Below are 14,824 nucleotides of genomic sequence, written 5' to 3' on the forward strand. Positions count from 1 at the left end.
CACCGCATCCCCACCCGACACCACCAGATCCCACAAACCCTCCGGCGAACCCACCCCACCCGGGAACCGGCACGCCATCCCCACGATCGCGATGGGTTCGGTGCCGCGCTCCTCGGCCCGGCGGAGCTTCTCCTGGGTCTCGTGCAGTTCGGCCATGGCGCGGCGCAGGTAGTCGCGGAGCCGGACCTCGTTGCCGGCGGCGTCCTTGTGAGTGTCGTTGGCGGACACAGCTCTCCCCTGAAGGTGTGGTTGCCGAGGCTTCAGACGGCGCGGAAACCGCTGTCGAGCAGCTCGAACAGTTCGTCGTCGGAGGCGGATTGGAGTAGTTCGGTGACGTTGCCGGAGGCGTCGGTGCCCGGTTCTGGTCCGGCGGGGGCGGTGTCGCCGCCCTGGTCGTCGAGCCGGGTGAGCAGGTCCCGCAGCCGCTCGGCGACCGTGTGCCGGGCACGGTCGTCCAGGGTGTCGGCCTGGGCCACGGCCCGGGTCAGCGTTTCGACCAGGGTGAGGACCGCGGTGTCGGCGCCGGGCAGTTCGCTGTCGATGTGCTCGGCGAGGGCCTGTGGTGTCGGGTGGTCGAAGACGAGGGTCGGGGTGAGGCGCAGACCGGTCTCGGCGGTGAGCCGGTTGCGCAGTTCCACGGCGGTCAGGGAGTCGAAGCCGGCCTCCTTGAAGCTGCGGCCGGCCGGGATGCCGGCCGCGTCGGCGTGGCCGAGGACCGCGGCCACCTCGGTCCTGACGAGGTCGAGGACGAGGGCGGCGCGTTCGGCGCGTGGCAGGTCGGTGACGCGCTCGGCGAGGGTGGTCGTGCCGGGCGCGGAGGCGGATACGTCGGCGGTGCGGGCCGCCGTGGGGCGCGGGGCGCCGGTGGCGCCGCGCAGCACGGCGGGTACGTCGGTGCCGGCGCGGCCCGCACTCAGGCGCAGCGGCAGCAGGACCGGCGCGTCGGTGCGCAGGGCGGCGTCGAACAGGGCGAGGCCCTCGTCGCGGGTGAGCGGTACGAGTCCGGTGCGGCGCAGCCGGACGGCGTCGGCACCGTCGAGAGCGGCGGCCATGCCGTCGCCGGCCCAGGGGCCCCAAGCCAGCGAGAGGGCGGGCAGGCCCTGGGCGCGCCGCCAGGAGGCGAAGGCGTCCAGGTGGGCGTTGGCCGCGGCGTAGCCGGCCTGTCCGGCGCTGCCGAGGAGTCCGGCGGCCGAGGAGAAGAGCACGAAGGCGTCGAGGCCGAGGTCCTTGGTGAGGTCGTGCAGGATCCGTGCGGCGTCGGCCTTGGGCCGCAGGACGGCGTCGACGCGCTCCGGGGTCTGGGCGGTCAGCACTCCGTCGTCGAGGACGCCCGCGGTGTGCACCACGGCGGTGAGCGGGTGGGCGGCGGGCACCTGCGCGAGGAGGTCGGCGAGTCGTTCGCGGTCGGCGGCGTCGCCGGCCGCCACGGTGACCTCGGCGCCCGAGGCGGTGAGGTCGGCGACGAGTTCGCGGGCGCCGGGTGCCTCGGTGCCGCGGCGGCTGACGAGCAGCAGCCGGCGCACGTCGTGGGCGGTGACCAGGTGCCGGGCGACGGCGGCGCCGAGGCCGCTGGTGCCGCCGGTGACCATGACGGTGCCCTCGGGGTTCAGGCGGGTGCCGGTCGCGGTGGTCGTGGCGCGGGTGGTGGCCGGGGTGTGCGCGGTTCCGGCGCGCAGGGCGAGCTGGGCGTCGGGTCCGGCGGCGGCGAGGGCGGCGGCCAGGGCGTGGTGGGAGGCGTCGGTGGCGTCGGTGTCCACCAGGGCGAAGCGGCCGGGGTGTTCGGTCTGCGCGGTGCGCAGCAGGCCCCAGGCGGCCGCGGCGGCGGGGTCGGTGACGGGTCCGGCGGTGTCGGTGGCTCCTCGGGTGAGCACGGTGAGGCGGGCGGTGGCGAGGTGCCCGGCTGCCAGCCAGCGCTGCGCGAGTTCCAGGGCCAGGTGCGCGGCCCGGTGCGGGTCGTCGGTCGCGGGCAGGGTGGTCAGGACCTGGGGCGCGGTGGCGCCGTCGGCCGGTACGCCGTGCGGGTCGTCCGCGGTGTGCACGGTGGCGCCGGCGGCGGTGAGGCCGGCGGCGAGCCCGGGGTCGGTGTCGGTGGCGCCCAGCAGGTACCAGGTGCCGGGGTCCGGTGCCGGGTGCCCGAGGGGCAGCGCGGTCCAGGTGGGCCGGAGCAGCGGGGCCGGTGCGGTCGCCGCGGCGGCCGCCAGGACACGGTCGGCGGGGAGTTCCCGCAGGGCCAGGCCGCGGGTGGTCAGGACGGGCCGGCCGGTGGGGTCGGCGGCGGCCACGGTGACCGCGTCGGGGCCGGCCGGGGCGATGCGTACGCGCAGCGCGTCAGCGCCCCGGGCGTGCAGGTCGGTTCCGGTCCAGGCGAACGGGACGAGACCGTGGGCGTCCGGCCGGCCGGCGGTCACGGCGTGCAGCGCGGCGTCCAGCAGGGCGGGGTGCAGTCCGTAGCGGTGGGCGTCCGCGGCCTGCGCGGCGGGCAGGGCGACCTCGGCGTACACCGTGTCCCCGAGCTTCCAGGCGGCGGTCAGCCCCTGGAAGGCGGGGCCGTAGCCGACGCCCGCGGCGGCGAACCGGGCGTGCTCCTCGTCTAGTGGTACGGACTCGGCGCCGGGCGGCGGCCAGGTTCCGGACAGCGCGGTGAACGGCTCCTCGTCCGGTGGTCCGGCGGGTTCGGTGCGCCCGGTGGCGTGGGTGGTCCAGTCGGCGCCGGGGGTGATCGGCGCCGAGTGCACGGTCACCGGACGGGAGCCGTCGGCGTCCTGGGCGCCGAGAGTCACCCGCAGCCGTACGGCGGTGTCGTCGGGCAGAACCAGGGGCCTGTCGAAGGTGAGTTCGGCGATGCGCCAGCCGTCGCCCGCGGCGGTGAGCGCGAGTTCGAGCAGGGCGGTGCCGGGGACGACGGTCCGGCCGGCCAGGGTGTGGTCGGCCAGCCACGGGTGGGTCCGGGTGGACAGCGTCGCCGTCCACACTCCGCCCTGTTCGTCGGCCAGTTCGACGGTTGCGGCGAGCAGCGGGTGGCCGGCGTCGTCGAGTCCGGCGGTGGCCAGCGGGGCTGCGCCGGCGGGTGCGTCGAGCCAGTACCGGGTGCGTTCGAAGGGGTAGGTGGGCAGCGTCGCGGCGAGTTCCGCCGCGGGGCCGGGCTCCGGCTCGGGGGCCGGCGGCACGGGCAGGCCGTGGGCGTGGGCGGTGGCGAGCGCCCGGTCCAGGGTGGCGCCCTCGGGGTGGTCGCGGCGCAGTACGGGCAGGGTGAGCACGTCGGTGCCGGAGGGGTCGTCGCCGGTGCCGTCGGTGTCGAGGATGGTGCGGGTCATGGCGGTGAGCACGGCGTCGGGGCCGAGTTCCACGAACGTGTCGGTGCCGGCGGCGCGCAGGGCGCGCAGTCCGTCGAGGAACCGTACGGGCCGGCGGGCGTGCCGGATCCAATGGTCCGGGTCCCGCAGCGTCTCCGCGTCCGCGAGGGCGCCGGTCAGGTTGGACACGACGGGGATCACGGGCGCGTTGAGGGTGAGGCCGCGGACGACGGTCTCGAACTCGGGGAGCATGGCGTCCATGTGCGGGGAGTGGAAGGCGTGGGAGACCTTCAGGCGCTTGACGGACCGGCCGAGGCCGGCGAAGTGCGCGGTGAGTTCGTCGACGGCGCCCGCGTCGCCGGCGACGACGACGGCGGTGGGTCCGTTGACGGCGGCGAGGTCGAGTTCGTGTTCGCGGCCCGCCAGCAGCGGCAGTACCTCCTCGGCACTCGCCTGGAGCGCTGCCATCGCGCCGCCGCCGGGCAGTTCGCCCATGAGCCGGCCCCGGGCCGCGACCAGGCGGGCGGCGTCCTCCAGTGACAGGACGCCGGCGACGTGCGCGGCGGTGATCTCGCCGACCGAGTGGCCGGTGACGGTGTCCGCGCGCAGGCCTCGCGAGGTGAGCAGGGCGTACAGGGCGGTGCCGAGGGCGAACAGGGCGGGCTGGGTGTACTCGGTGCGGTCCAGCAGGGCGGCGTCGGCCGAGCCGGGCGCGGCGAACATCACCTCGCGCAGGGGGCGCTCCAGGTGGGGGGCGAAGGCGTCGGCGGCTTCGTCGAGGGCACGGGCGAACTCGGGTCGGCCGGCGTGGAGTTCGCGGCCGGTGCCGGGGCGCTGGCTGCCCTGGCCGGTGAAGAGGAACGCGGTGCGGCGGCCGTCGGCGGCGCGTCCGGTGACGAGACCGGGGGCGCCGCGCCCGGCCGCGAGGGCGGCGAGCCCGTCGGTCAGCTCGGTGGCGCCGGTACCGAGCACGACGGCCCGCTCCGGGAACGCGGTGCGCCGGTGGGCGAGTACGCCGGCCAGCAGCCCGGGGTCGGTGCCGGCTCCGTCGGCGCCGAGGTGGCCCAGCAGCCTGCGGGCCTGCTCCCGCAGCGCGGCCGCGGACCGGGCGGACACCGTCCAGCCGGTGCCGGGCGCGGAGGGGGCGAGCGTGGGGGCGGCGGGGTCGGGCGGGGTGTCGGCGGAATCCGGCGTAGCGGCGGAATCGGGCGTGGTGGCGGCGGAGTCGGTGTCGGCCGACCCGGACGCGGCCGGGGGCGTCGGGGCGGTGGTGGGGGCCTGTTCCAGGATCAGGTGGGCGTTGGTGCCGCTCGCGCCGAAGGCGGAGACGGCGGCCCGGCGCGGTTCCCCGGGGCGGTCCGGCCACGCGGTGTTCTCGTGCAGCAGGCGCACCGCGCCCGCCGACCAGTCGATGCGGGTGGAGGGCACGTCCGCGTGCAGGGTCCGGGGCAGCAGCCCATGGCGCAGGGCCAGGACCGTCTTGACGACGCCGGCGACTCCGGCCGCCGCCTGGGCGTGGCCGATGTTGGACTTGAGCGAGCCGAGCCACAGCGGCCGGTCGGCGGTGTGGGCCTGCCCGTACGTGGCGAGCAGGGCCTCCGCCTCGACGGGGTCGCCCAGGCTGGTGCCGGTGCCGTGGGCCTCGACGGCGTCGACCTGGTCGGCGGTGAGACGGGCGTCGTGCAGCGCGGCCCGGATGACGGCCTGCTGGGCGGGTCCGTTGGGGGCGGTCAGGCCGTTGCCGGCGCCGTCCTGGCCGACGGCGGAGCCGCGGACGACGGCGAGGACGGTGCGGCCCTCGCGGCGCGCGTCGCTCAGCCGCTGGAGCAGCAGCAGCCCGGCGCCCTCGGCGAACGCGGTGCCGTCGGCCGAGTCGGAGAACGCCTTGCACCGGCCGTCGGCGGCCAGTCCGCGCTGGCGGGAGAAGTCGATGAACATCGTCGGCGTGGCCAGTACGGTCACCCCGCCCGCGAGCGCAAGGTCGCACTCGCCGGCCCGCAGCGCCTGTGCGGCGAGGTGCACCGCGACCAGCGAGGAGGAGCAGGCGGTGTCGACGGTGACGGCGGGGCCGCGCAGCCCGAACGTGTAGGACAGCCGGCCGGACGCGACGCTCCCGGCGCTGCCGTTGACGAGGTAGCCCTCCAGTCCCTCGGGGAGGCGGGCGCCCGGGGTGTGCGGGACGCGGGCGCCGTAGTCGTCGTACATGACTCCCGCGTACACCCCCGTCCGGCTGCCGTGGACGGCGTCGCGGGTGAGGCCGGCGCGTTCGAAGGTCTCCCAGGCGGTCTCCAGGAGCAGCCGCTGCTGGGGGTCCATGGCGAGGGCCTCGCGCGGCGAGATGCCGAAGAACTCCGGGTCGAAGTCGGCGCAGTCGTGCAGGAAGCCGCCTTCGCGGGCGTAGCTGGTGCCGTGGGCGTCGGGGTCGGCGTCGTAGAGGGCCGGCAGGTCCCAGCCGCGGTCCTCGGGCAGGCCCGAGACGGCGTCGGTGCCGGACGTGAGGAGCCGCCACAGGGCGTCGGGTGTGTCGGCGCCGCCGGGCAGCCTGCAACTCATGGAGACGATGGCGATGGGCTCGCGGGCGGCTTCCGCCGCCTCCTCGGCGGTCTTCAGCCGGGCGCGGGTGGCGACGAGTTCGGCGGTGACCCGCTTGAGGTAGTCGCGGGTCCTGGCCGTGTTGTCGGTGCTGTCGGTGCGTGCCGTCGTCACAGCGTCTCCTCGATGAAGGCGAACAGTTCCTCGTCGTCGACGTCCGCCAGGTCCTCCGGGGCGGCCACGAGCGACTCGGGACCGGCCGCGCCCGCCGGGCCGCCGGCGGGGCCGAGCGCGGTCACGAGCGCGGCCAGGCGGCGGTGCACCGTCTCGCGCCGGATGTCGTCCGCCGCGAGCGCGGCGACGGCCGCTTCCAGCGTCTCCAGTCCGGCGAGGGCGGCCTGTCCCGCTTCCCGGACGCCGCCTGCGGCCGCCGCCAGCTCGGCGCCGATGTGGGCGGTCATCGCGTGCGGCGTGGGCTGGTCGAAGACCACGGCGGCGGCCAGCCGGAGCCCGGTCGCGGCGCCCAGGCGGTTGCGGAGTTCGACCGCGGTGAGGGAGTCGAAGCCGATGTCGCGGAAGGCGCGGCCCGGGTCGACGGCGTCGGGCCCGTCGAGGCCGAGGACGGCCGCGACCTCCGCCCGGACGAGGGTGAGCAGTTCCCGCTGCCGGGCGGTCTCGTCGAGGCCGGCCAGGCGCCGGGCGAGTTCCTCGCGTCCGGTCCCGGCCGGCCGCGCCGCCGTGTCGCCGGCCGCCTGTGCGCGGGGGGCGGACGGGGCGGGGACGAGTCCGCGCAGCAGGACGGGCGTCCGGGTCCCGGGTGCGCGCAGGGCGTGGGTGTCCAGACGCAGCGGGACGAGCAGGGACTGGTCGCCGGGCCGGTCCAGGGCCTGGTCGAAGAAGGCCAGTCCCTGGGCGTTGGTCATGGGGGCGACGCCGGAGCGGCGCATGCGCCGCAGGTCGGTCTCGGAGAGGTGGCCGGTCATTCCGCTGGCCTCTCCCCACAGCCCCCAGGCGAGGGCGGTGGCGGGCAGGCCGGTGGCCCGGCGGTGGGCGGCCAGGGCGTCCAGGAAGGTGTTGGCCGCCGCGTAGTTGGCCTGCCCGGGCCGCCCGAGGAGGCCCGCGGCGCCCGAGAAGAGCACGAACGCCGACAGCGGCAGGTCCGCGGTCAGCTCGTGCAGGTGCAGCGCCGCGTCGGCCTTGGGCCGCAGTACGGTGTCCAGCCGCTCGGCGTCGAGCGCGGTGACGGGCCCGTCGTCGAGCACACCCGCCGCGTGGACGACGGCGGTCAGCGGGTGCGCGGCGTCCACGCCGGCGAGCAGGGCTTGCAGCGCGGGTCGGTCCGCGGTGTCGCAGGCGGCGATCCTCACCCGCGCGCCGAGGCCGGTCAGGTCCCGGCTCAGCTCCCGGGCCCCGGTGGCGTCGGCTCCGCTGCGGCTGACGAGCAGCAGGTGGCGGACACCGTGCGCGGTGACCAGGTGCCGGGCGAGCAGCGCACCGAGGGTGCCGGTCGCACCGGTGACCAGGACGGTGCCCTCGGGGTCGAGGGCCGGTCCGGTGACCGGGGACGCGTCGGCGCCCCGGGACTCCTCGTGCCGGACGAGTCCGGGCACCCGTATCTCGCCGTCGCGCAGCGCCAGTTGTTCCTCGTCGGTACCGAGTGCGGCGGCCAGGGCGGTGGCCGAGGCGTCCGTGCCGTCGGTGTCGGCGAGCACGAACCGGCCGGGGTGCTCGGTCTGCGCGGAGCGTACGAGGCCCCACAGCCCGGCCCCGGCCAGACCGGGCAGTTCCTCGGCGGGCGCGGCGGCCACCGCGCCCTCGGTGAGCAGGACCAGCCGGGCCCGCTCGCTGACCGTGTCCTCGTCCCCGCTCAGCCAGTCCTGGAGCAGGGCGAGTCCTCGCGCGGTCTGCTCACGCACCCGCTCGGGGGTGGCCGGCCGCGGCGGGAAGGCCGCGACGACGGCGTCGGGCAGCGGGGACGCGCCGGAGGACACCGCTGCCCGCAGGGCCGCCAGGTCCGCGTACGTCTCCACCTCGGCGGCCGACGAACGGGCCCGCGCACCGGCGTCGCCGGATCCGATGAAGGCGAGCCGGCGCACGGGCCGCGCCGACCCGGCGGTGCCGCGCCAGCCGACCCGGTACAGGGGAAGCCGGTCACCGGCGGCCCCGAGGAGCGCCTCCAGCCGGCCCCGCTCCACCGGGCGCATGACGAGGGCGGCCAGGTCCAGCACCGGCGCACCGGCGGGGTCGACCGCCGTCATGGACACCTCTCCGGTGCCCGTCCGGGCGATACGCACCCGCAGGGTGTCCGCGCCCGCGGCGTACAGGGTGACACCCTGCCAGGCGAAGGGCAGCAGCAGCGCACCGTCCGGCACGTCGAGCAGTCCACCCGCGAGCCACGGCTGGAGCGCCGCGTCGAGCAGCGCCGGGTGCACGCCGTAGCGGGCCGCGTCGGACCGCGCCCGGTCCGGCAGTCCGATCTCCGCGAAGACCTCGCCCTCCCGGTGCCACAGGGCCTGGACGCCGGAGAACACCTCTCCGTACTCGTAGCCCAGCTCCGTGAACCGCGCGTACACGTCCTCGGCGGTCAGCCGCTCGCACCCGGCCGGCGGCCAGGCCGCGCCCGCCCAGTCGGACACCGGAGCCGTGGGGGCGGCCGCGCCGAGCACCCCGCCGGCGTGCCGGGTCCAGGGGGTCTCGGAGCCGTCGGCGGTCTCGGTGCGGGAGTGGATGGTCATACGCCGCCGGCCGCTCCCGTCGGCCGTCTCCACCCTCACCTGCACCTGGACCGTGGTCCGCTCGGTGAGCGTGAGCGGTGCCTCCAGTCCCAGTTCCTCCACGCCGCCGCAGCCGGTCGCGGCAGCCGCCCGCAGGGCCAGCTCGACGAAGGCCGTGCCGGGCAGCAGGGTCCGCCCGAGAACGGCGTGGTCCGTGATCCACGGGTGGTCGGCGAGGGAGACACGGCCGGCGAGCACCACCTCACCGCTCTCGGCGAGCGGCAGCGCGCCGCCGAGCAGCGGGTGCGTCTCCCAGCGCATCCCGAACCGGGCGGCCGCGGCGTCCCCCGTGCCGGCGGGTGAGGTCGGGGCCCAGTAGTGCTGGTGCTGGAAGGGGTAGGTGGGCAGGTCGACCCGCCGGGCGCCGGTGCCTTCGAAGAGGGGCGCCCAGTCCACGGGCGTGCCGTGCACGAACAGTTCGGCGGCCGAGGTCAGGAAACGGGCCAGGCCGCCGTCGTCGCGGCGCAGCGAACCCACGGCGACGACATCGTCCGTCTCCTGGATCCCCATCGTGAGCACCGGGTGCGCGCTGGACTCCACGAACGTCCCGAAACCGTCCTCGATCAGGAGCCGGACGGTCTGCTCGAAGCGGACGGTGTGGCGGAGGTTGCGGTACCAGTAGCCGGCGTCGAGGGTCGACGTGTCGGCCGGAGCCGCGTCGACCGTGGAGTAGAACGGGACGCGTGCGGCAAGCGGGGTGATCGGGGCGAGTACGTCGAGGAGTTCGGCCTCGATCCGCTCCACGTGCGCCGAGTGCGAGGCGTAGTCCACGGGGACCTGACGGGCCCGGACCTCGTCGGCGCGGCAGGCGGTGACGAACTCCACGATCGCGTCGGCGTCACCGGCGACGACCGTGCTCGACGGGCCGTTGACCGCGGCCACGTCCAGACGGCCTTCCCAACCCACGAGGCGTGCTTCCACGTCCGCGCGCGGAAGCGACACCGACGCCATGCCACCCAGACCGGCCAGCTCCCGGCCGATCACCTGCGCACGTAGTGCCACGACCCGGGCAGCATCCTCCAGCGAGAGCGCACCACTGACGGCCGCCGCGGCGATCTCACCCTGCGAGTGACCCACCACCGCATCCGGTACGACGCCCACCGAGCGCCACAGGTCGGCCAGCGAGACCATGACCGCCCACGTGACCGGTTGGATCACCTCCACCCGCTCCAGAGCAGCCCCCGACCGCAGCACCTCGACCGGATCGAAGTCCACGAACGGCTCCAACGCCGCCGCACACTCCCCCATCCGAGACGCAAACACCGGCGAGACATCCAGCAGTTCACGGCCCATCCCCGCCCACTGCGTCCCCTGACCCGGGAACACCAGCACCGTCCGGCCGGACGAGTCCGAGGCAACGCCCTCCACCGTGACCTCGCCGACCCGGACCTGCCGGTGTGCGAACACCGAACGTCCAGTGGCCAGGCTGAAAGCCACGTCGAGCGGCCGCAGGTCGGCGGGCGACTCCAGCCGGGCGTCGAGGCGTTCGGTCTGCTGGTGCAGAGCCTTGGCCGAACGCGCCGTGACGACCAGTGGAACCACGGGCAGTTCCCGCGCGGCCGGCCGCGTGCCGGTCTCGGCGGGAGCCTGCTCCAGGATCACGTGCGCGTTGGTGCCGCTCACGCCGAAGGCGGAGACTCCCGCGCGGCGAGGGCGGCCCACCTCGGGCCACTCTCGCTGCTCGGTCAGCAGCTCCACCGCGCCGGCGGACCAGTCCACCCGCGTCGACGGCTCATCCACGTGCAGCGTCTTGGGCAGCACGCCGCGCTCCATGGCCATCACCATCTTGATGACCCCGCCCACACCCGCGGCAGCCTGCGGATGTCCGATGTTCGACTTCAGGGAGCCGAGCCACAGGGGGCGTTCGGCCTCCTTCCGCTGTCCGTACGTCGCCAGCAGTGCCTGCGCCTCGATCGGGTCGCCCAACCGCGTCCCCGTACCGTGCGCCTCCACCACGTCCACGTCGTCGTAGCCGAGACCCGCGTTGGTGAGGGCCTGGACGATGACGCGTTCCTGGGAGGGGCCGTTGGGTGCGGTCAGGCCGTTGCTGGCGCCGTCCTGGTTGACGGCGGAGCCGCGGACGACGGCCAGGACGGGGTGCCCGTTGCGCACGGCGTCGGACATCCGCTCGACGAGAAGGATGCCGGCGCCCTCGCCCCAGCTCGTGCCGTCCGCCGCGTCCGCGAACGCCCTGCTGCGGCCGTCGGCCGAGAGGCCGCGCTGACGGGAGAACTCCACGAACAGACCCGGCGCGGCCATCACGGTGACACCGCCCGCGAGAGCGAGGTCGCACTCGCCCGCGCGCAGTGCCTGCACGGCCTGGTGCAGGGCCACCAGGGAGGAGGAGCAGGCCGTGTCGAGGGAGACCGAGGGGCCTTCCAGGCCGAGGACGTAGGAGATGCGTCCGGAGACGACGCTGGCGGACTTGCCGGTGAGCAGGTAGCCCTCGTGCTCCTCGTCGGCCTCGTGCAGCCGGGAGGCGTACTCCTGGTGGGTGAGGCCCGCGAACACGCCCGTACGGGAGCCGCGCAGGCTGCGCGGGTCGATGCCGGCGCGCTCCAGGGCCTCCCAGGACGTCTCCAGCAGCAGCCGCTGCTGGGGGTCCATCACGAGGGCCTCGCGGGGCGAGATGCCGAAGAACTCGGCGTCGAAGGCGGCGGCCTCGTGCAGGAAGCCGCCCTCGCGGACGTAGGTGTGGCCGCGGGGCAGGTTCTCGGGGTCCGGGACGAAGATCTCGTCCAGGTTCCAGCCGCGGTCGACGGGAGCGGCGCCGATGACGTCGCGTCCGGCGGTGACCAGGTCCCACAGCGCTTCGGGGGTGGCGGCGTCGCCCGGGTAGCGGCAGGCCATGGAGACGATGACGACCGGGTCCGTCTCGTCGGCGGCCGGAGAGGACGCCGGTCGGGCGGGGAGCGGCGCGGTGGACGCGGTGTCGCCGAGCAGCCTGCCGAGGAGGTGCTCGGCGAGCACGGCGGGGCTGGGCCGGTCGAACACCACGGTCGCGGGCAGGGTGAGTCCGGTGGCGGCGTTGAGGCGGTTGCGCAGTTCCAGAGCGGTCAGCGAGTCGAATCCGGCGTCCTTGAAGGAGCGGTCGGCGAGGACCGCCTCGGTGCCGGGGTGCCGCAGCACGGTGGCCGCCTCCGCACGCACCAGCTCGACCAGGAGGCGCATGCGCTCCGGGTCGGGGAGGGTGGCCAGCCGTGCCGCCAGTCCGTCGGAGGGTCCGGCGGCGGACGGGGCCGTTCCGCGTCCCTGGGCCTCCAGGGCGCGACGTGCCTCGGGCACGGTGGTGAAGCCGGGGGCGGGCCGCAGGGCGCCGGTGCGGGGTGCGAAGTCGTCCCAGTCGACGTCGACGACGGTGACGCAGACGTCACCGTGGTCCAGGGCGCGGTGCAGTGCCTCGATGCCCTTGTCCGGGTCCATGGGCCTGATGCCCCGGCGGTTCAGGCTCTCCTCGCCGGCGCCCTCGGCCATGCCGCCGCCGCCCCACAGGCCCCAGGCGATGGAGGTGGCGGGCAGTCCCTGGGCGCGGCGCTGCTCGGCGAGGACGTCGAGTGAGGCGTTGGCGGCGGCGTAGGCGGCCTGTCCGCCGTTGCCCCAGGTTCCGGTGACGGAGGAGAACAGCACGAAGGCGTCCAGGTCCGTCCCGCGTGCGGAGGTCAGCTCGTGCAGGTGCCGGGCGGCGTCGGCCTTGGGGGCGCGGACGTCGCGGATTCCTTCGGCGGTGACGGTGCCGATCAGGCCGTCGGCGAGGACGCCGGCGGTGTGGAAGACGGCGGTGGGCGGGTGCCGGTCCAGCAGTGCGGCGAGCGCGTCCCGGTCGGCGACGTCGCAGGCGGCGACCGTCACCTCGGCGCCCAGCGCGCGGAGTTCGGCGGCGAGTTCGGAGGCTCCGGGGGCGTCGGGACCGCGCCGGCTGGTCAGCACCAGGTGCTCGGCCCCCTCCCGGGCCGCCCAGCGGGCGACCTGGGCACCGAGGGCACCGGTACCGCCGGTGACCAGGACGGTGCCGCGCGGACTGTAGGGGCTGCGGACGGGCGCGGTGCCGGCCCGGCTGACGCGGCGGCCGTACGTCCCGGAGGCCCGTACGGCGATCTGGTCTTCGCCGTCGCGGCCTTCGAGCGCGGCGACGAGCCGCCGCCAGGCACGGTCGTCGGGCTCGGCGGGCAGGTCGATCACACCGCCCCACAGGGCCGGGAGTTCGAGGGCGGCGACCCGGGCGAACGCCCAGATCTGGGCCCCGACGTCCTCCGCAACCTCGCCCGGCACGACGGCCACGGCTTCGCGGGTGGCCGCCCAGAGCCGGGCCCCGGTCTCCGTGTCCGCGGCGGCCTGCACGAGGGCTGCGGTTCCGAAGACGGCGGCCGGAGTACGGTCGAGGGAGAGCAGCGACAGGATGCCGGCGAGGTCGCCGTGGGCCGCCAGCCGCGCGGCCAGCTCCCCCCGCTCGACGTTCCCCGCGTCCACCACCAGCCGCTCGACCCGCGCACCGGCACCGGCCAGCGCGGCCTCGGCCCCGGCACTCTCCACACCCTCCGGCACCACGACCAGCCAACGCCCGCCGAGCGCACCGCCCGCGTCACCGGCCAGCCCCTGCCACGACACCCGGTAGCGCCAGGCGTCGCTTTCCGTGGCGGCGGTGGGGGCGGCAACGGAGACCAGGGGCTCGTGCCAGTAGTGCTGGCGCTGGAAGGGGTAGGTGGGCAGGTCGACCCGCTGGGCGCCGGTGCCTTCGAAGAGGGGCACCCAGTCGACAGACGCGCCGTGCACGAACAGTTCGGCGGCCGAGGTCAGGAAACGGGCCAGGCCGCCGTCGTCACGGCGCAGCGAACCCACGGCGACGACATCGGCCGTCTCCTGCACGCCCATCGTCAGCACGGGGTGCGCGCTGGACTCGACGAACGTCGCGAAGCCCTTCGAGGTCAGCAGCCGGACGGTCTCCTCGAAGCGGACGGTGTGACGGAGATTGCGGTACCAGTAGCCCGCGTCCAGGGTCGACGTGTCCGTGAGGGCCGCCTCGACGGTCGAGTAGAACGGGATCCGCGAAGCAGTCGGGGTGATCGGGGCGAGCACGTCGAGGAGTTCGGCCTCGATCCGCTCCACGTGCGCCGAGTGCGAGGCGTAGTCCACCGGGACCTGACGGGCCCGGACCTCGTCGGCCCGGCAGGCGGCGACGAACTCCACGATCGCGTCGGCGTCACCGGCGACGACCGTGGAGGACGGGCCGTTGACCGCAGCGACATCCAGACGGCCTTCCCAACCCGCGAGGCGTGCTTCCACGTCCGCGCGCGGCAGGGAGATCGACGCCATACCGCCCAGACCGGCCAGCTCACGGCCGATCACCTGAGCGCGCAGTGCCACCACTCGGGCAGCATCCTCCAGCGAGAGCGCACCGCTGACGGCCGCCGCGGCGATCTCACCCTGCGAGTGACCCACCACCGCATCCGGCACCAGACCCACCGAGCGCCACAGGTCGGCCAGGGACACCATCACCGCCCACGTGACCGGTTGGATCACCTCCACCCGCTCCAGAGCAGCACCCGAACGCAACACCTCGACCGGATCGAAGTCCACGAACGGCTCCAACGCCGCCGCACACTCCCCCAACCGCGCCGCGAACACCGACGAAGAATCCAGCAACTCCCGGCCCATCCCCGCCCACTGCGTCCCCTGCCCCGGGAACACCAACACCGTCCGACCGGACGACTGCGACGCCACACCCTCCACCGTGACCTCGCCGACCCGGACCTGCCGGTGCTCGAACACCGAACGTCCCGTGGCCAGGCTGAAAGCCACATCGAGCGGGCGCACGTCACCGGCCGACTCAAGCAGCCGCGTCACAAGTGCGGACTGGTCCTCCAACGCGACGTGCGACTTGGCGCTGAAGACCAGCGGGACGACGGTCAGGTCGCGCACCGCCTCCGGCCCTGCGACCGACTCGACCGCCGGTGCCTGCTCCAGGATCACGTGCGCGTTCGTCCCACTCACCCCGAACGACGACACCCCAGCCCGACGCGGACGGCCCACCTCGGGCCACTCCCGCTGCTCGGCCAGCAACTCCACCGCACCCGCCGACCAGTCCACCCGCGACGACGGCTCATCCACATGCAACGTCCTCGGCAGCACACCGTGCTCCAGAGCCATCACCATCTTGATGACCCCACCCACACCCGCAGCCGCCTGCGCATGCCCCACATTCGACTTCAACGAACCCAGCCACAAAGG

The 14,824-nt window shown here is 75.4% G+C and carries 3 protein-coding genes; all 3 read right to left on the minus strand.

Annotated elements, in window-relative coordinates; all coding sequences use genetic code 11:
* Nucleotides 1-228, minus strand: a 228-nt coding sequence (locus ACZ67M_RS37705; RefSeq protein WP_361368448.1) for a polyketide synthase docking domain-containing protein, incomplete at its 3' end; no start/stop codon positions are given.
* 32 nt (nucleotides 229-260) lie between these two features.
* Nucleotides 261-5,999 (minus strand): type I polyketide synthase, encoded by a 5,739-nt coding sequence (locus ACZ67M_RS37710; RefSeq protein ID WP_469854355.1) that lies wholly within the window; start codon nucleotides 5,997-5,999, stop codon nucleotides 261-263.
* Nucleotides 5,996-14,824: SDR family NAD(P)-dependent oxidoreductase (locus ACZ67M_RS37715; protein WP_469854356.1), on the minus strand; the 8,829-nt coding region annotated here is incomplete at its 5' end. The genes ACZ67M_RS37710 and ACZ67M_RS37715, both read right to left, overlap by 4 nt.

It is taken from the genome of Streptomyces sp. NPDC107500 (assembly GCF_055582785.1).